The organism is Corynebacterium ulcerans (genome assembly GCF_000767685.1).
GTDB classification, from domain to species: Bacteria; Actinomycetota; Actinomycetes; order Mycobacteriales; family Mycobacteriaceae; genus Corynebacterium; species Corynebacterium ulcerans.
On sequence record NZ_CP009622.1, the window covers coordinates 1451011 to 1472534 of the forward strand.

Here is a 21524-nt window from a genome sequence, read left to right on the forward strand (position 1 = left end):
GCTATTGACACGTGCTTCTCCTACCTGCTGCGTTGCCTTTCCACACAGCAACAAATCTCCCGACTCCTAAAGACGAATCAGACAAAGCCAAAAACGCCTCTTCCACCTCCAGCCCACTAAGTTCATGCCACAAGTCTGGGTGTACTACCCCACCGTTTTCTGGGGTAAGCAGCGCGTTAAATTTCTCCTTTTCCGCGTCATCGTGGAGAGCATGAGGTCCCCCTGCCAACAGTTTCTCCATGAGCTGATGGGTTTCTTTCCCCGTGTCAAGCAAAGCAAGTGGCGCCCGTTCAGTTAAGCCCGCGGAACCATCAACTACCACGATCGTGAGTGCTCCACCGCGTGGTTTCTCCAGACGCGGCTTGATCTCTGACACGTCCACCGTCGGGTTATCCGCTATAAAAGGGCCCGCAATATAACGAGCGATAAGTTCGGGAAGATAAAACCCCTTCCCCACATTCACGTGGGGAGCACCCCATGCTTTGAAGCTGCCCTCTACGTTTGTACGGAAGTTGGTATCACATGCACCAACAATGTCTATCGACGTAGGAGACAAGTCTTCAATCATGTAACGCGCGCATTCGCGTAACGCACTTGAAGCCGCATCAGGAGATAACTCTGAGACAAGCGCCGGGCTGCTCGGAATAATCAACACGGCCCACGGTTTCGTTTCACATTTTCCACGACTTTCCACCGCGGTATCCGTATCAATACTCACCACAACTGCCTTCCCACTACCTTCCACGTTGCATGTGCTTGCAACGCTTTCAGAGCTAAGCCTAAACGTGGGTCGTGAGAGAACCAACCTGCATGCACTCAGTTGCTGAGAATGTCACGCTGGATTTTGCGGCAGTGTCATTGCGAAACCTGTAAGTTTATTGAAGTGAAACATAAGGCATACTCGGAATAGCAGATTCCTCTCCTTGTGCTTCTGTTAAAGCTTCGGCAGCCGCGACGCGCGGCACGATGAATAGAAAGACGGACTAGCGTTATGAGCTCTAACACTTCCCCTAAGCCAGGCCCCACCCCAGGTCCTCGTCCCGGTCCTCGACCAGGAGCTGTTCCGGGGCCACGCCCTGGTGCACATGCGGCGCATTCAGCGCCTGCAGTTGCTGTTGCACCGCAGAACGACCCCAGCAAATGGGGACGCGTGGAAGAAGACGGCACTGTCTTTGTCACCTACAAAGGCGTCGACCGAGAGATCGGTTCTTGGCAAGCAGGCACCCCGGCTGAAGGCCTAGCCCACTACGGGGCTCGCTTCGACGATGCCGCTACGGAAGTTGCCTTGTTAGAAGCACGGCTTAATACGCATCCTGGCGACGCGGATCACATCAAGCGCAAGGCCGCAGAAATCTTGGAGACTCTGCCTACCGCAGCTTTTATTGGCGATATCGAATCGCTTGAGCGACGTTTGGGCACCATCATCAATGGCGCAGATGACGCCGGTGAAAAGGCACGCGAGGAAAAGCAACAGCACCGCATCAAAGCAATCGCCCGCAAGGAAGAACTCGCAGCCGAAGCAGAAGATCTAGCCGAAAACTCTACAGACTGGAAGGCTGCCGGCGACCGTATCCGCGAGATCCTCGATGAGTGGAAGAGCATCAAGGGGATTGACCGTAAAACAGACGATGAGCTTTGGAAGCGCTATTCACGCGCGCGTGACGCTTTTAATCGTCGTCGCGGTTCTCACTTTGCTGAGTTGGACCGGGGCCGGGCCGCAGCACGCAAGGTGAAGGAAGAACTGGTAGCCAAAGCCAACGAGATTAAGAATTCCACCGACTGGAATGACACGGCTAAGACATTCAGGGATCTTATGACCTCCTGGAAGACCGCCGGACGAGCTCCCCGTGAAGTAGACGATAAGCTGTGGAATGCTTTCAAAGAAGCTCAAGACTACTTCTTTAACGCGCGTCATGCGGTTAATGAGGAACGAGATCGCGAGTTCAGCGCTAATGCCGACGCAAAGGATGCTCTCCTTGCGGAATACTCGCAGCTCATCGATCCTTCCAAGGATCTCGACGCAGCACGTAAGAAGCTACGCGAGTTGCAAGAGAAATGGGAAGAAATCGGTTACGTGCCACGTGACCGGGTACGCGAATTCGAAGATAAAATCTCCAAGCTTGAACGCAGGGTGGAAGATGCCGCTGATGCTCAGTGGCGCCGTACCGACCCAGAGGCGCAGGCACGCGCCTCCCAGTTCACCGCCAAAGTCGAAGAATTTAATGCGCAAGCTGCAGAGGCTGAAGCTAAGGGCAACTCCAAGAAGGCTGCACAATTGCGCGAACAGGCGCAGCAATGGCAAGAATGGGCCAATGCAGCACTCAATGCGGTAGAAAACCGCTAGAATTGGCTAGATGCTGAAGCTTTATCAAATCGAACGATCGGAGCACACCGACTCGTCTCATACCGAGCCGAGCGATCTGCTTCGGTCGTTTACTTTTTCTTCTAATTTAGCTACGCAAGACATCAGCGGAGATAACTCCACATCCTCCACCGTTGCCTCTGTTATCCAGCAACTTCACGGTTCTCCTGCTCAAAGAACAATTATTGTTGTTGCGGTCCAGACAGAGTCTCAGGCGCCGACATATCCGACCGGTGAGTTAGGTTTAGAGGTGCTTCCTTGCACTGATCATTCTTTACCGGATTCAGAGGAAAGCACCATTGGTTATCCAGTCGGATATCTAGAAATTGACATGCCATTGCAGTCAAATCTCTCTTCAATCGCCTGTGACATCATCCTGGATGCGGAACTTCAGCCCCTGCCTGCAGAACAGCCAAGCGACGAAGCACGCGAATGCGTCCGCTTCTTGTTGGAATCTCTCCCCTCGCTTGCGAAAAAACTAAGCCGTCCCCTCATCCAGTTGTGGAAGCTCATGCCCGCGGAGCCGACGCCTTATAGCAGTTTCCTAGAGTCAGTCATTCATGAACAAGGCTTTATCAAAGGTCTGGACGAGATCCAAGGATATGTACCCGCTCAGGACTATCCCATAGCGATTCCTGAAGGTTTTGAATCCCTCACCTACTACGATCACAAGCCACCGCACGATATCGTCGACAGCCTCCTGTCGCTATTCGATCAAGCAGCCCACGACATACCGGTAGGCACATTAACTAGGCAGCCGCGTCCCTGGACTAGGGAAAGGCTAGAACAAGCAGCTGAAACAACTCGCCGTCGCGGCAACCAAGTAGTTTCTACCGTACTCATGCACCAAGGAAGGGCCATCGCTTTCAGCGAGGCTTCTCGACGCGCCGACGCATCCCCTTCTGTCGCCGAACAAAGCTTTACCCTTGTTCTACGCGAATATAGAGGAAAAAATCTGGGCACGCTGATCAAAACGCTCTGTATCACGGAAGCGCTTCGTCGATGGCCTCATATCAAGCGCATTTATACCGAGATGGCCACATACAACGCTGCCATGCAAACCGTTAATAACCAACTTGGTTTTACTCACGTGGCTGCGGTACGCGCATGGGAGAAAAAACTAGCTTAACCAGTGACTGGTTTTAGCGGTTGTCTTTGTCAGCTCCGCGTTCCTGATTCTTCTTGTGCTTCGCTGCAGCTAATCGACGCCGATCATCGATAAATAATGGGTTCTCTTTCGGCATACTCGCCTGTTCGGCTATGCGCAGAGATCGTTGCGCGTAGCCGACCTCATCGAGATTTTCATGTTCTGCCCGTGCCTGAGCAATCTTTGCTTGTTCATCACTCCGCGCAAAGATAATTAAGCTTAAAAAGAAAACCAAAATAATCGTGGCTGCTACTTCCAATAACAAGCCGATTCCGATGCCGGTCTGTCCTTGAAACTCTTTACTTTGTAACCTCATCCATAAGCAGAACAAGGAAACCAGCAGGGAGATTCCACCAAGTAGATAGCATAAATTGGCAGCTAAAGTACGTCGGAATAACAGTGTTAGTCCATTAAGCACCACAACGGACAGCGTCCCCACATAAACAAAGATGTGCTCCGCCACCTTGACTGAGCCGTAGTCGCCAGGAATGAGTAACTGTGCCCCGCGAATTCCACCGGTATGAGGTAGCGCAAGTCCAACAAGAAAAAGAACAAGAGCCACCAGCATGCCGGCACGCGCACCATCTGTTGATACACGACGAGAAACGGTCTTCTCTTCGCGTGCTAACTGGCTAGCAGAAACTGGCTCTTGTTTTGCTTCAGACACTACTGCCTTCTCCTATTAACGACTCAATAATGCTGCGCACAGTGCGCAAACAGATGTAATTCCTTGGCTTAGCAGCCGCAAGCGTCTTGCGACGCGGTCTTCTGTGCAATTGGTGCGCCTATTGAAGGCAATCCTAGCCCAACACCAACAGGCGCAGTGGTAGGTACTTTTCCAGCGGCACTCATATCACCGGCTTTTGTACGACGATGCGAGAGAACGCCAGAATCTGCAATTAAGAAGTGGGGCGCCGCGCTGGTGACCGTAGCTACAACAATGTCGCCTGGACGGATTTCCCCGTCTGTGACACCTTCTGGCGAAAAATGAACTAGCCTGCCATCACGAGCACGGCCGGTAAGTCGGTTTGTCTTATTGTTCTTCCGTCCGCCTTCAGCCTGCACCAAAAGCTCAACCTCTGTGCCAATAAGCTTCTGGTTTTCTTCGAGAGACACTCGCTCCTGTAGTTCCAAAAGACGCTCGTAGCGTTCCTGCACCACTTCTTTTGGTATCTGATTTTCATATTCTGCCGCAGGTGTCCCCGGACGAGGGCTGTATTGGAAAGTGTAAGCACTGGTAAAACGAGCTTTTTCTACCACATCGAGGGTTGCCTGGAAATCTTCTTCAGTCTCACCAGGGAAACCAACGATGATGTCTGTGGTTATCGAGGCATGAGGTAGCTTCGCCCTTACCTCATCCAAAATCGCCAGGAATTTCTTTGATCGATACGAGCGACGCATCTCTTTCAAGACTTTGTCAGAGCCGGATTGAAGCGGCATGTGCAGCTGCGGGCAAATATTAGGGGTCTCAGCCATGGCGTCAATGACATCGCTAGTAAATTCGGCCGGGTGCGGGCTGGTAAAACGCAGCCGTTCGAGCCCCTCGATATCACCGCAAGCTCTCAGAAGCTTAGAAAACGCAGAACGGTCACGCTCGATCGAAGCATCGGCGAAATTAACTCCATAAGCATTAACGTTTTGCCCAAGCAGCGTTACCTCAGAGACGCCCTGTTCCACGAGTGCCTGTACCTCTGCCAGAATGTCACCGGGACGGCGATCGACCTCTTTACCGCGCAATGAGGGCACGATACAGAACGTGCACGTATTGTTGCATCCGACGGACACCGATACCCATCCTGCATATGCGGACTCTCGCTTTGCGGGGAGGACGGAAGGGAATTGCTCCAAGGAATCCACTATCTCTACCTGAGCACGGTTGTTATGCTCCGCACGATCAAGCAGCGCTGGCAATGAACCAATGTTATGCGTGCCAAAAACCACGTCTACCCAAGGCGCTTTCTTAACAACGGTGTCCTTGTCTTTTTGTGCAAGACAACCGCCCACGGCGATCTGCATCCCAGGGCGTTCCACTTTGGTTGCACGTAATTGTCCCAGGGTGCCATAAAGCCGCATATCGGCGTTTTCCCGGACGGCACAAGTGTTAAAGACCACCAGATCTGGTTCATCACCAGCTGCTACGGGTGAGTATCCGGCGTCTTCAAGAAGTCCGGAAAGTCTTTCCGAATCATGGACGTTCATTTGACAACCGAAGGTTCGCACCTCATACGTCTTACCCGCGCCCACAGTTGTTTTCTCGGACTTCTCGTTCTTCATCTGCACATCTTTTGTTGACAATGACACGTCACGCCATTGTAGTGGGCAAGGGATAAAAGCCATAACTGAATTACCTGCATTTTTAGGATGCTGTTTCTTGGCTTTCATTCTTTAAGTTCATCCAACCGCTGTTCTAACGCAGAACGTGCGATGTGCAGCGACTGAGATTGTCCAAAGCCTCTACGTGCAAGTACACCTACGATTCTTCTTAGTGCCTTGTCATAGTCGTTTCGCGTTTCGGGTATCTTTTTAATCGACCGAGCCTTTTTCCGAGCTAAAGCGCTCGCCACGTTTTCTTCATCGTCTTCAGAAACCTGGCTCAACGCTTCCTCACGCTGCTGCCTGCCCACGCCCTTTTCTTTAAGCTCATGGTTAAGCGCAGCACGAGATTTTCCACGTGCCACATGCCGTTGCCGCACCCATTCATTGGCAAACATTTGGTCATCGAGTAGCTTTGCGTGTTCAAAGTCTTCCAACACCGAATCAACAATGTCTTCTTCAAAATCCAAAGAGAGCAGTCGTTGTTTAAGCTCGTGACGTGAGCGCTGACGTTGGTTGAGCAACAGAAGCGCACGATGTTTTACCGGAGCTTTGGCTTCTTCGAACTTTTTGTCAAAAAGTTCGCTACCTTCCTCGTGATAGCGCTCAAGCGCCCGCGAAAGGCGCTTGAGCTTGTCTTCTTTGCTTAGACTTGGATCAATCTTAGCCATTGTCCTCATCATCAAAGTCGATATTAGGGACCATATCTACTGGATCATCAGTAAGCGCGTCGTTTTGATTAGCGTACTTTCCAATCTGCAGTGCCCGGAAGATCTTCTCTTCAATTTCGTCCGCTAGTTCAGGGGTCTGCTTTAAGTACAGACGGACTTTTTCCTTACCCTGCCCGAGTTGATCGCCATCATAGGTAAACCACGAGCCCGATTTTTTGATGATTCCGTTGTCTACACCCAAATCGATGATGGAGGATTCTCTAGAGATTCCTTCGCCATACATGATGTCAAATTCTGCAATTTTGAATGGGGGCGAGACCTTATTCTTCACCACTTTTAGTCGGGTTCGGTTACCAATGGCATCCTGTCCATCTTTAAGTGTTTGGATACGACGAACATCGCACCGAACTGACGCATAGAACTTCAGCGCTTTACCACCCGTAGTTGTCTCAGGTGAACCAAACATCACGCCAATTTTTTCGCGCAGCTGGTTGATAAAGATAGCGGTCGTTCCCGAGTTATAGAGAGCTCCTGTCATCTTGCGCAAAGCCTGACTCATCAAACGTGCTTGCAAGCCAACATGGCTATCTCCCATCTCCCCCTCGATTTCCGCTTTGGGAGTAAGAGCAGCCACGGAGTCGATAACGATGATATCTATGGCCCCTGAGCGAACAAGCATGTCTGCAATTTCCAGAGCCTGTTCACCGGTATCTGGCTGGGATACCAACAGCGCGTCTGTGTCTACGCCAAGCTTGCGAGCATAATCTGGGTCCAAGGCGTGTTCGGCGTCGATAAACGCGGCAATCCCCCCAGCACGCTGCGCCTGCGCTATGGCATGCAGTGCCACAGTCGTTTTACCCGAGGACTCAGGTCCATATACCTCAACGATGCGCCCCTTGGGGAAGCCGCCGATACCGAGGGCAACGTCGATTGCAGTGTTTCCAGAAGAAATAGCGCTGATCGGAGGCCGATTGTCATCACCAAGGCGCATCACTGCGCCTTTACCAAAGTCTTTCTCGATCATAGCCAAGGCCGCATCGAGCGCTTTTTGCCGATTATCCCCTGTTGCCGGCTGAGACTTCGCACTTTTCTTAGCTGCCATTTTTATCCTTCTTTTCTCATTGAGGAACACTCAAATTAATCTGGCTCATCTTTTTGACGCATGATCAGGGCACTTCGGATCCCTCATCAGTGTATAACCGGGGAATTTCACCCCCGATTGGTGAGCTCGACTCAACTAAGCATGAATCCTAACGACCACTGCCAACATCGCATTAATCTCCCACGAGAATACACAAACAGATGTTCGACAGGCAAACTGATCTCCGCAGACTTTTACATAGCCCTGGGCAACTTTTACTTCGGATTATCCAACCCCAGCCGTCGACTTTCAGGAATCGAAAAGTCTTCACACAAAGCCCACCACACTGCTCTCGGCTCTACCCCATGCTCAATTAAGCGATCCGGAGTGTCCCCCAACGCTGCCAGAACATGAGAATGGAGCAACCACGGTCCGCGAGTGCTACCGAATTCATCAACTACCAACTGGTGAAACTCTGTTAATCGCATAGTGGCCATCGTAGGCGATCATCCCACGCAAAGCGCAGCCCCGATAGTGAATTGAACAGCGTTAACCACTACTGTTTATGAACGTGAACACTTCTTCTCAGCGCAATCGACTACTTGATCTCGCTTATATCGCAGTCTTTGCGGCTCTTATCATTGTTTTTGCTTTTGTTTCCATTCCGGTAGGCGCTGCCGGTGTCCCTATCGTTATGCAAAATGCAGTCATCATTTTGGCCGGCCTTATCTTAGGCGGACGCAGAGGCTTCCTTGCCGCAGCTCTCTTCCTTGCGCTCGGATTGATCGGCCTTCCTGTACTAGCAGGTGGGCGCACTACCTTGGCCGCATTATCAGGTCCTTCAGTAGGTTACCTTGTTGGTTACCTACTATCCCCTTTGGTCGCAGGAACCATTGCGTACCTCGCCCCAAAGAAATCCAAGCCATTAACCACGGTTTTCTTTGCCCTCGCAGCTTTTGTCGCGCTCTTAGTCCAATACACCTGCGGAACCTTTGGACTTATGATTCGAGCCGGCCTCGATTTTGCCAAGGCGGCAGCTGTTAATATCCCCTTTGTTGGCCCTGATGCTGTCAAACTCGTCATCGCTGTTGTCATTGCACTAGGCGTGCACGCGGCCTTCCCGGATATCCGCGGTACTCGCCGTACCACCCCGTCCGCAGGCTAGGACCATGCCAAGCATCATCTTTGACAATGTCTCCGTGGCTTACGAAGACCTGCCCGTCCTCGATTCCGTAAGTCTGTCCCTCAAGGAACACCGCGTGGGCATTATCGGTGCTAACGGTGGAGGAAAGTCTACCTTGGTGCGGCTTATTAACGGGCTAAGCGATCCTTCTTCAGGAACCATCGTGGTAGACGGCCTTGACGTCGCAAGGGAAGGCAAAAAGGTTCGCCGTAAAGTAGGTTTTGTGTTCTCTGACGCAGAGAACCAAATTATTATGCCCACGGTTAAAGATGACATTGCGTTCTCCCTGCGCCGCCTCAAACTGGACAAAGAGACACGGCGCAAACGCATCTCAACCGTACTAGCTCGTTTTGGCCTTGAATCACACGCGGAGCACTCGCCTCATCTGCTCTCAGGCGGGCAAAAACAACTGCTTGCTTTGGCATCGGTGTTGGTCATAGAGCCTGAGATCGTAATCATGGATGAGCCAACCACGCTTTTAGATATGCGTAACCGCGCTCATATCAAGACCATCATCGAAGGGCTAGAGCAGCAGGTTATTGCAGTAACCCATGATCTTGATCTTTTAAGCAATTTCGATCGAGTCCTGTGTGTTCATGACCAAAAAATCTTGTTCGATGGACCACCCGAGTCTGTGATCGCACAATATGTCTCCCTTATGGAAAACAATCCATTATGATGCGTAATGTTCCTTTAGGAGTCTATGTTCCAGGCGAAAGCGTTATCCATAGAATTCCTCCGAGTGCAAAGTTTTGCTTTCTCATAGTTTTTGTCATAGCTACAACAGCTCTAGTAAAACAGCCGGTTGTCGCTTTGTCCTGCGTCTTCTTTTCTACGACTCTGTACATTTTGGCAAAAATTCCTCCCCGTATTGCGTGGGGACAATTGTGGCCCCCAGGCCTTATATTGCTGTTCCTTGGAGCATTTCAGTGGTGGCAAAAAGGATTGCCGTACGCATCGGCCCTTGTTCTAGCCATTTTTGCCTCGCTCATGCTCGCAATGCTTCTCACATTGACCACCCCGTTGGAATCAATGATGGAGACGGTGCAACGAGTATTAGCCCCCACGGAACGGTTTGGGGTGCCTGTAGAAACCATTACTTTGGCGTTTTCTTTAACTCTTCGGCTCATCCCGCTCATGCTCACAACTGTCTATGAGGTGTTAGACGCCAGGAAAGCGCGCGGTGCCACTTTTTCACTCATAGCCCTAGGAACACCTGTGATGATCCGTTCCATTCGTCGAGCTCGCAACATAGCGGATGCGCTTATGGCGCGGGGCGCCGGCGATTAGGCACTCTTTATTAGCACAACAAAAGGCACAAACCCCATCAACTGGGACTTGTGCCTCTCGTATAACGGTTGATTCGCGTTTTTATGCTTCCCCGCGAAGCTCCCGCATCTTTTGTGCCACAGCATCATCGGTAGCGCTTGGTGTTGCCTGCGATGACTCAATTGAACGTTGCTGAGCGCTATTACCGGAAGTGAGCTGGCCGCCTGCCATTTCTGCACGAATCTGCTCCAAGCGTGAGTGGCCTGCAAGCTGTACACCTGCCTGCTCGATCTCAGCCATACGCCCCTGCACAGAATTCTGAGCAAGTTCCGCAGTGCCCAAAGCATTAGCGTATCGACGCTCAATCTTCTCACGAACCTGGTCAAGATTAGGAGTATTGCGGTTGGAGATGGAATTCATCGACTGAATCGACTCTGCAACCTTCTCCTGCATCTTCGCCTGCTCTAGCTGGCTAAGAAGCTTGGTGCGCTCTGCAACCTTCTGCTGCAATGCCATGGAGTTGCGTTCAACTGCTTTCTTAGCTGCCTCAGCTTGCTGAAGCGACTGATCGTGCAGCTGCTTGGTGTCCTCTACGCCCTGCTCTGCAGTAACCAGCTGTGCAGCAAAGGCCTCCGCAGCATTTTCATACTCTGTCGCCTTCTGAGTATTACCTTCAGCGCGTGCTTTATCTGCAAGCTGAATAGCCTGACGAGTGTTAGATTGAAGCTTCTCGATCTCAGCCAAACGACGGTTGAGCTGCATCTCCAGCTGGCGCTGATTACCGATAACTGCTGCTGCCTGCTGCGATAGCTCCTGATGCTGGCGTTGAGCATCCTCGATAGCCTGCTGAATCTGAACCTTCGGGTCAGCATTCTCTTCGATCTTAGAATCAAAGAGAGCCATCAGGTATTTCCATCCCTTGGAAAATGGGTTAGCCATCGTGCGTTCGGCCTTTCATTTCAATAGTTTTGTTCGCGTTATGCACGCGCTTAATAATCCTAGCTCAGGTTCGAGCTATCAGACCATGTTCACCACAGGTCGGAGACAAAATCGAGAAAATCAGTCTTGCTTATACGCGAGCTAAATCGGCTTCAGCCGACCGCACCGCCATAGAGCCTGCGGCCTCAATAAGGACATCAGCCACAGTAGCCCCCAGCGCATGACAGACAGAAGCCAGTAATTCCGAGGAAACTTCTTTCCGGCCCCGTTCTAACTCCGATAAATACCCCGGAGACACTCTCGACGCTTCCGCGAGTTCGCGCAGCGTAATACCTTTGTCTGCGCGGAAAGCACGCAGCGCAGCTCCCAATGCTTGGCGCAGAAGCGGCTCTGGTGCACGAGCAGACCGCCCAGTGGCAGAAGCCGAAACTGGATTATCTAAGACAGCGGTATAGTTCATCATCGTTAGTTCAAACGGCTTAAGCCGCCCTTTTGTTCCCACTTCCCATAGAAATTCCCAAACTTGCGTCAACTCTACTCAATATAGAGCAGTGGTAGAGCACAGTGTTAGACAAACCTTACACTGTCAAAAACTGCATCATAAGTTCATGAGCGCATCGTACAGCTGCAGAACGAATGTGAAGTCGTGTGCCCAAAAGAAGCGCGTCTGCTGTCTCGGAGCCTCTAAGGGTTCCTGCACGATGCGCGCTGACGTACCCTGTGGGGGAAGCAATACCAATCCACACCTCACCCACCGGGTGTCCTGCCTGTTGGTCCGGTCCGGCAACACCGGTTAAAGAAACCCCCCAAGAAGCACCACATCGGATGCGAGCACCTTGCGCCATAGCCACGGCGCATTCGGAAGAAACGGGACCGAACTCATCAAGTATTGATTGATCCACCCCGGCTAAATCGTGCTTCAAGTTCGTAGCATAGGTAACAAAGCCGCCTGTGAGCACTGCGCTGGCGCCTGGAACGTCGGCAAGCGATGCCATGTACAGACCGGCTGTAAGCGATTCGCACGCCGCGAGGGTCTCGCCTCGACGTTTCAAGGCGGCGATAACCTGCCGTGCACCCTCCGCGTTATCGTTCATGGTTCAATCGGCGCGCATCGATAAGATATTGCACACCAGTGATAACAGTAACCACCACGGCGGCCAACATCACAAGGAACTGAACAACCGAAAAGACTCCAGACAGCGGTATCAGATACAACGCTACTGCCAAAGATTGGAGGGTTGTCTTAATCTTCCCGCCCTTGCTGGCTGGAACCACATTTCCTTTACGCAGTTCACTCATGCGCCAGAAGGTGATGCCGAGTTCGCGAATCACAATAATAGCCGTGATCCACCACCCCACGAGTCCCACAATGTTCAGACACACAAGCGCCGTGATCATCAGTGCTTTGTCTGCAATCGGATCCGCAATCTTGCCAAAGTCGGTGACCAGGTTTTTCGCTCGCGCTATATCGCCATCCAACTTGTCCGTAATCATGAGCGCAACAAAGACGCCTAGGCTCCACCACATCCACGAGGCATGCTGACCATCACCTGAAATAACGAGCCACGCAAATAATGGGATGACGATGATGCGCAGACTAGTCAGGACGTTAGGAACATTAAAATTAGAAGGTTTATGTTCCGGTGTGTTGACAGTGCGTTCCTCATTCACAATCACTCACCATACCCGCCTCCGCGCTAATCATTTGCTGCACCACACGATTAGCCAACTGAGAATTCTCAATCAACCCGCAGTGGCGGCTAGGTGTCTGACGATACAATCTAAAGCATGAACACCTTTGCTTTCCTCTATAGTTACGATCCCAATAACCCCGCAATCGCAGAAATACGCCCACGTCATCGCGAATTTTGCAGCAAACTCAAAGAAGAAGGAACAGTCATCGGCACTGGTCCTTTTATCGACGGCGATGGAGGCGCACTACTGGTTGTACGCCTGCCCAAACCAAGCACGCTTGACGACGCTACAGCGATCATGGACCGCGATCCTTTCTATGCAGAGGGTGCCCTCACAGGACGCACCGCTCACACGTGGAACCCCGTGATCAATATTTTTGAGGACTAAAACGGCTATAAAATTCCCTATTGGTGCATAAAAGACTCTGTCGCGCATATGGAGGTGTTACTCCCCTTATGTGTGCGACAGAGTCTTTTCTTCGTGGTTTTCCACCACTCGCAGGTAGCTAGTTTTTATTTATCAGTGTCATACACCGCTTTGGTGCGCACTACTCCCTGAGTATCATCTCGTTTGGATTTAATCACAGAGGCAAGCACTGTCACTGTCAGTATTCCTACGATGGACACGAGCGACCACACCGTATCAATTTCTGGAACTGGAACGTTGTTACCACTATTGATAAAGGGAAGATTGTTCTCATGTAGGGCATGTAGAACTAGTTTCACACCAATAAATCCGAGGATGATTCCCAATCCATAAGGTAGATAGACCAAACGCTCAAGCAAACCATCAAGCAAGAAGTACATCTGGCGCAAGCCCAGCAAAGCAAACGCATTCGTGGTGAAGACGATATACGGTTCTGTAGTGATGCCATAGATTGCAGGAATCGAGTCAAACGCAAACATGAGGTCGATCATCCCGATTGCCACCAAAGCGATAAATAGCGGCGTTAGCGCAAATTTACCTTTTTGGTGGATATAGAGATGATCCTTTTCATAAGTAGGAGTAACGCGAACTACTTTGCGCAGCCATTTGATGATCCGCATATCATTGGGGTCGGTCTCAGGCTGATCAGTTACCTCGTCATAAATAAGTTTGATCGCGGTGTACAGCAAGAAAATACCGAAGATATAAAACACATCTGACCAGGCGTGAATGACAGCAGCGCCAAGTAAAATAAAGATCAGCCTAAAAATCAGCGCCAAAGCTATACCAATAAGCAGAACTTTTTGTTGGTATTTACGAGGAATCTTAAAAGTCCCCATGATCAATGCGAAGACGAACAGGTTATCAACACTTAGGGCTTTTTCCGTAACGTACCCTGTGAAGAACTCAATCCCATGTTGATGCGGGTTGCCAGGCTCGCCCCAAACAAACCAAAGAAAGACGCCAAAAGCGCATGCGAGAGCCACATAGAACAAAGACCATCCTGCAGATTCTTTGAGTGTGGGCTCATGTGGGGTTTTGACATGGGAATAAAAATCAAAAACAAAAAAACCTGAAATCGCCACAAAAGTGATGATCCATACCATCATGTTTACTTCCAAGGAAAAAGACACCTCCGGTCTCATTCGGTCAGCGGATGAACCGGAGGTCTCCCCCACTCCTAGAACTTTTAGCTGTTTTTGCCAGAAGCTCCTGCAGGAGCCAGCACGACCGGGAATCTATGAAGATTGCCGTGTTGACGATCAATGCTGTGGGTGGGGTACTCCCCTCCATGCACGGTGCCCGAGTGTAGTCGATCACAAGCATTTTGCCCACCTAGACCGACCATCTCTCATTTCAGCCCTAGTCCCTCTGTATAGCTACAGGGCATTGGCCAGGCATAAGGCTAAAAAGCGTTACCAGTAGGGTTATATGTTGCTTGTGTTGTTGTAGACGATGCATCAGCACCACCATCCGAATCAATCTCTTTAGGTGCGTCTTCAGGTTTTGCGCCTTTAAGCATCCACAGAGTTGTTTCGAGCTCTTCCGGCCTTACCAAAACTTCTCGTGCTTTCGATCCCTCAGATGGGCCCACGATCTCCCGAGATTCCATCAGATCCATCAATCGGCCGGCTTTGGCAAACCCGATGCGTAGCTTACGCTGCAGCATCGAGGTAGAACCCAGCTGAGAAGTAATGACCAATTCAGCAGCCTGAAGTAGATCTTCCAAGTCATTTCCGATATCGGAATCAATGTCTTTCTTAGCTTCGGCTGCCTTATCAGTGGTCACGCCCTCGGTGTAATTAGGCTGTCCCTGAGCTTTTGCGGCGTCGACGACAGACTGGATTTCCTCATCTGTAACAAAAGCACCTTGAATACGCTGAGGCCTTCCTCCCTGCGGGATAAACAACCCATCGCCCATGCCGATAAGTTTTTCTGCCCCGCCCTGATCCAAGATCACTCGTGAGTCGGTCAAAGAAGAAGTAGCAAATGCTAACCGGGACGGCACATTTGTCTTAATCAGGCCAGTCACAACATCAACGGAGGGGCGCTGCGTAGCCAGGACCAAATGGATTCCCGCTGCTCGCGCCTTTTGCGTAATTCGGACAATCGAATCCTCGATCTCCTTAGGCGCAGTCATCATCAAGTCTGCGAGCTCGTCGACAACGCACACGATATAGGGATACGCATGATACTCACGCTGCGATCCCATCGGGGTTTGGATCTCACCGGCGTTAATCTTGCGGTTGAAGTCTTTAATGTGTCGCACACGTGCAGACTTCATGTCCATGTACCGCTGCTCCATCTCCTCCACCAGCCATTGAAGCGCAGCTGCTGCCTTTTTGGGCTGAGTAATAATAGGAGTGATCAGGTGCGGAATACCCTCATAAGGCGTAAGCTCCACCATCTTTGGATCAACCAGAATCAGTCGTATGTCTTCAGGGGTTGCTCGGGTGAGCATGGACACCAGGAGCGAATTCACAAACGCCGATTTACCGGATCCAGTAGAACCCGCAACCAACAAGTGAGGCATCTTTTGCACCGAGTGCGCGACAAAGTCTCCCTCAATGTCTTTACCCAGGCCAATGAGCATCGGATCGGTGTCCGCCAGAACCTCAGGCGCATTCAACACGTCTCCTAGTCGAACCATCTCTCGGTCGGTGTTAGGGACCTCAATACCCACGGCCGATTTACCCGGAATCGGCGTCAGAAGACGCACGTTGTCCGTTGCAACCGCGTACGCCAAGTTTGATTGGAGGTTTGTAATCTTGGATACCTTCACGCCCGGCCCCAGTTCAACCTCATAACGGGTTACTGTTGGGCCTCGCGAGAATCCCGTTACGTGCGCGTCTACTTTAAACTCCGCAAAGACATCGGTGATCGCTTCAATCATCCGATCATTGGCAGCCGAACGAGTTTTGGGCTGTTGTCCAGGGATAAGGAGCTCAGTACTAGGAAGCTCATAGTCATCTACTACGCGATCAATAGTCCCTGCAGAAGCATCTTCGACTCCCTGATGGCTTGTCGACGCCACCGGTTGCTGCGCGCGCGCCGACACAGCTTCCTGCACGGCCTTACGCCCTGCAGCAACTACATCAGCAGCTGCTGCAGCGGCCGTCACCGCTTGCCCAGCAGCAGAAATATTGCCGGCCATTGCTCCTGAAACTGCACCGCCGACAGCTCCCGAGACGATCCCTGCTACCTGCTGGGCACCATTCCTGCTGCCCGAGGGGCGTCTTTCCACTACTTCAGTCTTATCCGTAACGATCGGAAGCTCATCGGTATCAGAAATATCCCTAGGCAAACGCGCTTCGTCATTTCGCTTCACCACAGCGGGACGACGCCTCTGAGGTGCATTTGCTGGAACCTCGAACAAACCAGTTTCTACGTCTTTTTCTTCTAATGGATAAGCGTCCAAAGGAGTTGATGGTTTTTTGTTGATTCGTGAATCAATTCCAGACCTACCGCGAGAAGGCACTGCATTCTCAGCCCACGAGCTGCTACGAGACGAGGCCGCCCTACCTGCCGACGTCCCCCTGCGAGGCAGATCCCCTTCCGCACGTGCTTCTAGTTCTTCATCGACATCCGAGTAGAGATCATCTGAATAGTCCTCATCTGCCTCGGCCCCACGATGTTGATTTATAAGCTCACGGAGGGCGTCGACAAGCTCCCGTGTGGTGATATCTGTGATCTTCTGAGCCCCATAAATAATGATGATGACCAAAAGTGGAATGGCTAAATAGGAAGAAAACCCTTTGGCCAAGATTCCGCCAGTGTAAGCCCCCACGGCCCCGCCTGCAGCAGCGCGCCCCGGCCAATCAGAAGGATTACCGCCAAAAAGATGCACCAGTCCAAGCATGGACACAGCGATCAGGATCGTTCCGCCGACGATGCGCCCCCTCGAATCAATGGAAGGGAAATGCCCTAACATCAAGGCAATAGCCCCTGCGACCAGAAGAATCGGTAAAATCAAAGCCCCTGATCCAATGAGGAAATGCACACCTGCAGAAATTCCCTCACCAATAGGGCCAGCGATGTTGAACCACACAGAGGCGCCCAAAACCACAGCTAAAGCGATGAGAATAAGGCCAATAGAGTCGGCGCGTTGCTCGGCTATTCGCCCATCTTCGTAATCAGTTTCATCCTCAACACCGTCATCCTCAGAGCTACGGACAGCGGAGCGCTTGCGACGAGACTTATTATCCGTGTCGTCATCAAAGAAATCTTCCGCCTCGTCATCGTCTCGGTTTTTTCCGATTCCTCCGACCACTCGAGTAAGAGATCCAACTCCTCGCGCCGTAGCGCCAAAGAGAGACGCCAATCCACCACCGACAGCACGAAAAGCGCTGCCAGTCCGCTCCTCAGAGGTATCTGCAGCACGACGCGCAGACTGTGCCGGATGATTCACAGAAGAAGCACTCCTTTTAGTACGACTGTTCGGGCCCGTTGACCCACCTGTAGCTCGTGGTGCGGATCTATTCGAAGATCCTCGCGAGCGTTTCTGGTGGGCCGAGGATCCGGCAGATCGGGAATTGCTTCTGACAGTCATGTAGCCAAGCTTAGACGCTCACGTCACATTCATCACATTCGCAACACTGCAAACTACCTTTTATTTAAGTCCAGCCTACAGGCCTGACCTAATAACTTTTTCTTGCATCTCCGTAGAGTTCAATTTCCACGGCGTCACGGCCGAAAGCCCACAACACTAGCTCTCCTACCTGACCTCTGATATGGGTTACGGCACTACCAGAAGAGGCTACTCCCCGTGAATCCGCTGCAACAATCCGAGGATAGCGATCAGGTTCTAGCACCACAGGAACCGACGATTGCCGCAGCAGCTTAGGTGCAAAAAAACGTAGAACCCGCAACAAATCTTTCTCCGCCACGTCACTCAAACTACGCGGCTGCACCCCAGCCACAAGAGAATTCTCTCCTAGCGACGCTCCCCGACGCAGATCCTCATGATGAACAAAATGTTCCGCCGTGTTCAGGAAAAAGTCCAGAGTTTTACTGCGCGAGAATCCCCGTTTTTCTTCCGCCCATTTTTTCACGACCTCAGCAAAAGGCATAGATGCAGTTTGTTGTGTGCGATGTTCGAGCAATGGGGACAATGCTGGCACAAACATTCCGGCAGTAGCCAACGGATAGCGCTGTCTAACGTAGAGATGAACCGCCAAGTCCCCAGCGTTCCATCCCTCGCACAGGGTGGGCGCTTTTGCCCCTTTTTCTAGTAATAGCTCTGCTAATGCCAAGCGCTCCTGCTCTACAAACAACATAAATCCCAGCATATCGCGGATAGGAAGAGCAAAGCGGGCAGCACCATCGCTTCTTTCCAGTGCTACCCGCTTTTCTGCTGTTTTTTAGAGGCTTTCGCGCGTTGCGCGAATCTCCTCTTCATCCGCTTCCACCTGAGTCTGAGTCGTCGGGATAACGGTAGGCATAATCATTGGCTTACGACGCCACTTTTGCTCTACAAAACGAGAGACGCGACGACGCAGTTGCTGAACCATGCGGTAAGGATCGTTCTCCCCTTCCCCAGCCAAGTCAGTCATGGTGTTCTCTACCAACTCGGTGACTTCCGGCATCATGGCAACGGCATCTTCAGAGAAGCCCTTGGCCTGAACAGTAGGACGCTCTAGCAACCTTCCGGTCCGGTTATCAATCACGGCTGTGATTGCGATCAGACCGCCTTCGCCCAGGGAAGTACGCTCCTCCAGAACCCCCGCGTCAATATCACCCATGGTGACACCATCCACGTAGAGGTTACCGATCTGGATTTGCCCGACCACCCGAGCTCGTCCGTCAACGAGGTCCACGACAACACCATTTTGTGCAAGAACTACACGATCGCGCTCCACGCCAGTGGAGATTGCCAGTTCCTTGTTGGCCCGCAAGTGGCGCCATTCTCCGTGCACTGGCATAGCGTTTACCGGACGAGCAGCGTTGTAGAGGAACAACAGCTCACCGGAGTAGCCGTGACCGGAGGTATGGACCTTGGCATCGCGACTCGTCACAACGGTCGCACCAATCTGCGCCAGCATATTAATAACGCCGAACACAGCTTCCTCATTACCAGGTACCAAGGAAGAAGAAAGAATAATCAGATCGCCATCGCGAACCGTGATCTGGCGATGCTCACGACGCGCCATGCGCGACAAAGCAGCCATGGGCTCGCCCTGCGTACCCGTGGTGATGAGCATAACCTTATGCGGCGCCATCTTTGCAGCATCATCCATGCTGACAATGGTTCCACGAGGAGCCTTCAGGTAGCCCATCTTTTCCGCGATTTCCATGTTTCGAATCATGGAGCGCCCATTGAATGCAACCTTACGACCCGAGGCTACTGCTGCGTCTACCGCAGCCTGAACGCGGTAGACGTTGGAGGCAAACGACGCTAGGATAACGCGCTGTTTTGCGTCACCAACAAGGCGTTTCAAGGTCGGCGCAATATCGGCTTCGGAGCCCGAAACGCCCGGCGTAGTTGCATTGGTGGAGTCACAGAGCATGAGGTCAACGCCCTCATCGCCAAAGCGAGACAGTGCAGGAAGATCGGTAGGACGTCCGTCTGTTGGGGTCTGGTCGAGCTTGATGTCACCGGTATGGATGACCAAACCTGCGCCAGTCTTAATGGCAAGACCTAAGCAATCCGGGATCGAGTGGTTAACTGCCCAGAAACGGATATTAAAAGGCCCACGGTTAATATCAGACTTCTCGTTTACCTCGATCAGCTTGGGACGCTGACGGTGCTCACGACACTTTGCAGCGATAAGAGCCAACGTAAATTTGGAAGCGTAGATAGGTAGGTCTGGACGCAGCTTTAGCAACCACGGAATAGCTCCAATGTGGTCCTCATGCCCGTGAGTAACAACGAGTGCCTCGACCTTATCTAGCTTGTCTTCGATGGGACCAAAATCAGGCAAGATCAAATCCACGCCTGGTTCACCAGACGAGGGGAAAAGAACACCGCAGTCAACCAACAACATCTTGTTGTTGTACTCAAAAACGGTCATATTACGACCAATTTCAGAGATGCCACCAAGAGCGTAGATACGCAGACCGTTCTTAGGAGCCTTAGGAGGCTCCGGAAGACGCTCGGTCAGATCCGCACCTTGCATGGATTTGACCACGTTACGACGGCCTCGGTTGCTCTTATTATTCTGAGGATTGCCGCCACGGCGTGAACGACCATTGCGTGTTCCGTTTCCAGCTCGTCCAGAGTTGGAACGGCCACGGTTGCCCTTAGAGCTAGCCTCTTGATTGGAAGAACCTTCGCCTGAAGTTTTCTTCTCTGCCTCGTCCTTAGCAGATACCTCTACAGAGGTGTCAGGGGCTTGGAACGCTGGCGCCTCAGTAGTCTCCGGCGGGCCAGCTTTACGAGTAACCTTTCGAGAACGGTTACGTGGTTCAGTCATATTTATAGAACTCCAGATTTATTCATGTCGTGTCGGAGACGCTCAAGCTCTTCTTCGCTTGGTGCGACAATAGGCAGTCGCGGGTCCCCGACCTCAATACCTTGTAGCCGCAATCCGGCTTTTGCGAGGCTTACGCCACCCAAACGTCCTTGAGCAGCGACTAATGATGAAAGTTTTGCGTTAATCTCACGCGCACGCGCAAGATCGCCGTTATTAAAACTTGTATGCAGTTCGCGCAATTCCTTTGGTGCCAAGTGACCAATCACGGAAATAAAGCCCACCGCTCCCACGGACAACCACGGGAGATTAAGTGGGTCATCGCCTGAGTACCAGGCAAGTCCTGTTTCCTCTATGAGAGGTGTAGCAGCAGCGATATCACCTTTTGCGTCTTTAACGCCCTTGATCGTAGGGATCTCAGCAAGACGACGCAGAGTATCCGGCTGAATAGGAACAACCGAACGTGGCGGAATATCATAAGCGCAGATTGGCAAGTCTGTGGCTTGCGCGACTGTTCGAAAATGCTGGTAGATCCCCTCTTGACTAGGTTTTGAATAGTAAGGGGTCACTACCAGGAGTGCATCGGCGCCAGCTTCAGCAGACGCTCGAGCCATATCAACCGAAGCCGAAGTATTGTTTGTTCCAGCGCCCGCGATAATTTTAACGCGGTCGCCGACCTCCGACTTAACGGCCTTGAGCAGGTCAATTTTTTCTTGCAGCGTTGTAGTTGGAGACTCACCGGTGGTTCCGGCGAGCACCAGCGTGTCAATCCCGTTGTCAGCCAGGTGTGCGGAAAGCTTCCGCCCTGCAGAAACATCGAGTTTCCCCGTGGCATCAAACGGTGTCACCATCGCTACGGCGACGGTACCGAAGTATTCGCTACCCGTATTCGCTGTCAAACCTGTGCTCATGTGCCCTAAGGTTACCCGCAAATGAGCCGGAAGTTGACATCGGGCAAGGATTCTCCCGCGTGTCGGGTCAAGTCACCCTCGTTGAGAGTTGCTTTCTCTTCCGGCTTTCATATTCTCC

20 protein-coding genes and 1 pseudogene are annotated in these 21524 nt (G+C 51.8%); 6 read left to right on the top strand and 15 right to left on the bottom strand.

Annotated elements, in window-relative coordinates; genetic code table 11:
* Position 1: 1 nt before the first annotated feature.
* Positions 2 to 721 carry a hypothetical protein gene (locus CULFRC11_RS06590; RefSeq protein WP_023635861.1) on the bottom strand — a complete coding sequence of 240 codons (720 nt, stop codon included), beginning with the start codon at positions 719 to 721 and terminating at the stop codon, positions 2 to 4.
* Positions 722 to 991: 270 nt separating this feature from the next.
* Between CULFRC11_RS06590 and CULFRC11_RS06595 the strand changes: the two genes are divergently transcribed.
* Both CULFRC11_RS06595 and CULFRC11_RS06600 read left to right on the top strand, forming a co-directional pair.
* Positions 992 to 2344: a DUF349 domain-containing protein gene (locus tag CULFRC11_RS06595; protein ID WP_023635862.1), complete on the top strand. Its 1353-nt coding sequence runs from the start codon at positions 992 to 994 to the stop codon at positions 2342 to 2344.
* A gap of 10 nt (positions 2345 to 2354) precedes the next feature.
* Positions 2355 to 3491 carry a GNAT family N-acetyltransferase gene (locus CULFRC11_RS06600; protein ID WP_023635863.1) on the top strand — a complete coding sequence of 379 codons (1137 nt, stop codon included), beginning with the start codon at positions 2355 to 2357 and terminating at the stop codon, positions 3489 to 3491.
* Between the two features lie 13 nt (positions 3492 to 3504).
* On the opposite strand, the gene CULFRC11_RS06605 is transcribed toward CULFRC11_RS06600, so the two are convergent.
* The 5 genes from CULFRC11_RS06605 to CULFRC11_RS11050 form a co-directional block, all read right to left on the bottom strand.
* The gene (locus CULFRC11_RS06605; protein WP_023635864.1) at positions 3505 to 4176 is read right to left on the bottom strand and encodes an Rv2732c family membrane protein; all 672 of its coding nucleotides are present in this window, start codon (positions 4174 to 4176) and stop codon (positions 3505 to 3507) included.
* A 68-nt stretch (positions 4177 to 4244) separates the two neighbouring features.
* The gene (miaB, locus tag CULFRC11_RS06610) at positions 4245 to 5783 is read right to left on the bottom strand and encodes a tRNA (N6-isopentenyl adenosine(37)-C2)-methylthiotransferase MiaB (protein WP_023635865.1); all 1539 of its coding nucleotides are present in this window, start codon (positions 5781 to 5783) and stop codon (positions 4245 to 4247) included.
* 104 nt (positions 5784 to 5887) lie between these two features.
* The gene (recX, locus tag CULFRC11_RS06615; protein WP_031270372.1) at positions 5888 to 6493 is read right to left on the bottom strand and encodes a recombination regulator RecX; all 606 of its coding nucleotides are present in this window, start codon (positions 6491 to 6493) and stop codon (positions 5888 to 5890) included.
* On the bottom strand, positions 6486 to 7595 hold the full coding sequence (gene recA, locus CULFRC11_RS06620) for a recombinase RecA (protein WP_023635867.1): 1110 nt from the start codon (positions 7593 to 7595) through the stop codon (positions 6486 to 6488). The genes recX and recA overlap by 8 nt, the downstream gene beginning before the upstream one ends.
* Before the next feature lie 254 nt (positions 7596 to 7849).
* On the bottom strand, positions 7850 to 8062 hold the full coding sequence (locus CULFRC11_RS11050; RefSeq protein WP_029975259.1) for a DUF3046 domain-containing protein: 213 nt from the start codon (positions 8060 to 8062) through the stop codon (positions 7850 to 7852).
* Positions 8063 to 8139: 77 nt separating this feature from the next.
* On the opposite strand from CULFRC11_RS11050, the gene CULFRC11_RS06625 reads away from it, so the two are divergent.
* The 3 genes from CULFRC11_RS06625 to CULFRC11_RS06635 are packed head-to-tail and all read left to right on the top strand — an operon-like array spanning position 8140 to position 10047.
* Complete coding sequence (locus CULFRC11_RS06625) at positions 8140 to 8739, top strand: biotin transporter BioY (RefSeq protein WP_023635868.1); 600 nt, start codon at positions 8140 to 8142, stop codon at positions 8737 to 8739.
* Positions 8740 to 8743: 4 nt separating this feature from the next.
* Positions 8744 to 9436, top strand: coding sequence for an energy-coupling factor ABC transporter ATP-binding protein (locus tag CULFRC11_RS06630; protein ID WP_023635869.1), 693 nt, complete (start codon positions 8744 to 8746; stop codon positions 9434 to 9436).
* On the top strand, positions 9433 to 10047 hold the full coding sequence (locus tag CULFRC11_RS06635; RefSeq protein WP_023635870.1) for an energy-coupling factor transporter transmembrane component T family protein: 615 nt from the start codon (positions 9433 to 9435) through the stop codon (positions 10045 to 10047). Before CULFRC11_RS06630 ends, CULFRC11_RS06635 begins: the two co-directional genes overlap by 4 nt.
* A gap of 81 nt (positions 10048 to 10128) precedes the next feature.
* On the opposite strand, the gene CULFRC11_RS06640 is transcribed toward CULFRC11_RS06635, so the two are convergent.
* From CULFRC11_RS06640 to pgsA, 4 genes are all read right to left on the bottom strand, one after another.
* On the bottom strand, positions 10129 to 10965 hold the full coding sequence (locus CULFRC11_RS06640) for a PspA/IM30 family protein (RefSeq protein ID WP_013911725.1): 837 nt from the start codon (positions 10963 to 10965) through the stop codon (positions 10129 to 10131).
* Positions 10966 to 11095: 130 nt separating this feature from the next.
* Positions 11096 to 11428 (bottom strand): helix-turn-helix domain-containing protein, encoded by a 333-nt coding sequence (locus CULFRC11_RS06645; protein ID WP_013911726.1) that lies wholly within the window; start codon positions 11426 to 11428, stop codon positions 11096 to 11098.
* A 115-nt stretch (positions 11429 to 11543) separates the two neighbouring features.
* Positions 11544 to 12059 carry a CinA family protein gene (locus CULFRC11_RS06650; protein WP_023635871.1) on the bottom strand — a complete coding sequence of 172 codons (516 nt, stop codon included), beginning with the start codon at positions 12057 to 12059 and terminating at the stop codon, positions 11544 to 11546.
* Positions 12049 to 12642 (bottom strand): CDP-diacylglycerol--glycerol-3-phosphate 3-phosphatidyltransferase, encoded by a 594-nt coding sequence (gene pgsA, locus CULFRC11_RS06655; protein WP_014525919.1) that lies wholly within the window; start codon positions 12640 to 12642, stop codon positions 12049 to 12051. The genes CULFRC11_RS06650 and pgsA overlap by 11 nt, the downstream gene beginning before the upstream one ends.
* Positions 12643 to 12753: 111 nt before the next feature.
* On the opposite strand from pgsA, the gene CULFRC11_RS06660 reads away from it, so the two are divergent.
* On the top strand, positions 12754 to 13047 hold the full coding sequence (locus tag CULFRC11_RS06660; RefSeq protein ID WP_023635872.1) for a YciI family protein: 294 nt from the start codon (positions 12754 to 12756) through the stop codon (positions 13045 to 13047).
* A 125-nt stretch (positions 13048 to 13172) separates the two neighbouring features.
* Here the strand turns inward: CULFRC11_RS06660 and CULFRC11_RS06665 are convergent, their stop codons facing one another.
* From CULFRC11_RS06665 to dapA, 5 genes and pseudogenes are all read right to left on the bottom strand, one after another.
* Entirely contained in the window at positions 13173 to 14192 is a 1020-nt protein-coding gene (locus CULFRC11_RS06665) for a TerC family protein (protein WP_031270374.1), read from the bottom strand.
* A gap of 299 nt (positions 14193 to 14491) precedes the next feature.
* On the bottom strand, positions 14492 to 17635 hold the full coding sequence (locus tag CULFRC11_RS06670; protein WP_023635874.1) for a DNA translocase FtsK: 3144 nt from the start codon (positions 17633 to 17635) through the stop codon (positions 14492 to 14494).
* A gap of 75 nt (positions 17636 to 17710) precedes the next feature.
* Positions 17711 to 18374 (bottom strand): annotated as a pseudogene (locus CULFRC11_RS06675) (TIGR03085 family metal-binding protein).
* Between the two features lie 72 nt (positions 18375 to 18446).
* Entirely contained in the window at positions 18447 to 20498 is a 2052-nt protein-coding gene (locus CULFRC11_RS06680; RefSeq protein WP_023635875.1) for a ribonuclease J, read from the bottom strand.
* A 2-nt stretch (positions 20499 to 20500) separates the two neighbouring features.
* Positions 20501 to 21406: a 4-hydroxy-tetrahydrodipicolinate synthase gene (gene dapA / locus CULFRC11_RS06685; RefSeq protein ID WP_023635876.1), complete on the bottom strand. Its 906-nt coding sequence runs from the start codon at positions 21404 to 21406 to the stop codon at positions 20501 to 20503.
* Positions 21407 to 21524 lie beyond the last annotated feature (118 nt).

Coding starts and splice junctions, on each gene's coding strand:
- CULFRC11_RS06595 (WP_023635862.1), top strand. CDS start 992: ATGAGCTCTAACACTTCCCCTAAGCCAGGCCCCACCCCAGGTCCTCGT.
- CULFRC11_RS06600 (WP_023635863.1), top strand. CDS start 2,355: ATGCTGAAGCTTTATCAAATCGAACGATCGGAGCACACCGACTCGTCT.
- miaB (WP_023635865.1), bottom strand. CDS start 5,783: ATGAAGAACGAGAAGTCCGAGAAAACAACTGTGGGCGCGGGTAAGACG.
- recX (WP_031270372.1), bottom strand. CDS start 6,493: ATGGCTAAGATTGATCCAAGTCTAAGCAAAGAAGACAAGCTCAAGCGC.
- recA (WP_023635867.1), bottom strand. CDS start 7,595: ATGGCAGCTAAGAAAAGTGCGAAGTCTCAGCCGGCAACAGGGGATAAT.
- CULFRC11_RS11050 (WP_029975259.1), bottom strand. CDS start 8,062: ATGCGATTAACAGAGTTTCACCAGTTGGTAGTTGATGAATTCGGTAGC.
- CULFRC11_RS06625 (WP_023635868.1), top strand. CDS start 8,140: ATGAACGTGAACACTTCTTCTCAGCGCAATCGACTACTTGATCTCGCT.
- CULFRC11_RS06630 (WP_023635869.1), top strand. CDS start 8,744: ATGCCAAGCATCATCTTTGACAATGTCTCCGTGGCTTACGAAGACCTG.
- CULFRC11_RS06635 (WP_023635870.1), top strand. CDS start 9,433: ATGATGCGTAATGTTCCTTTAGGAGTCTATGTTCCAGGCGAAAGCGTT.
- CULFRC11_RS06640 (WP_013911725.1), bottom strand. CDS start 10,965: ATGGCTAACCCATTTTCCAAGGGATGGAAATACCTGATGGCTCTCTTT.
- CULFRC11_RS06645 (WP_013911726.1), bottom strand. CDS start 11,428: ATGATGAACTATACCGCTGTCTTAGATAATCCAGTTTCGGCTTCTGCC.
- CULFRC11_RS06650 (WP_023635871.1), bottom strand. CDS start 12,059: ATGAACGATAACGCGGAGGGTGCACGGCAGGTTATCGCCGCCTTGAAA.
- CULFRC11_RS06660 (WP_023635872.1), top strand. CDS start 12,754: ATGAACACCTTTGCTTTCCTCTATAGTTACGATCCCAATAACCCCGCA.
- CULFRC11_RS06665 (WP_031270374.1), bottom strand. CDS start 14,192: ATGGTATGGATCATCACTTTTGTGGCGATTTCAGGTTTTTTTGTTTTT.
- CULFRC11_RS06670 (WP_023635874.1), bottom strand. CDS start 17,635: ATGACTGTCAGAAGCAATTCCCGATCTGCCGGATCCTCGGCCCACCAG.
- CULFRC11_RS06680 (WP_023635875.1), bottom strand. CDS start 20,498: ATGACTGAACCACGTAACCGTTCTCGAAAGGTTACTCGTAAAGCTGGC.
- dapA (WP_023635876.1), bottom strand. CDS start 21,406: ATGAGCACAGGTTTGACAGCGAATACGGGTAGCGAATACTTCGGTACC.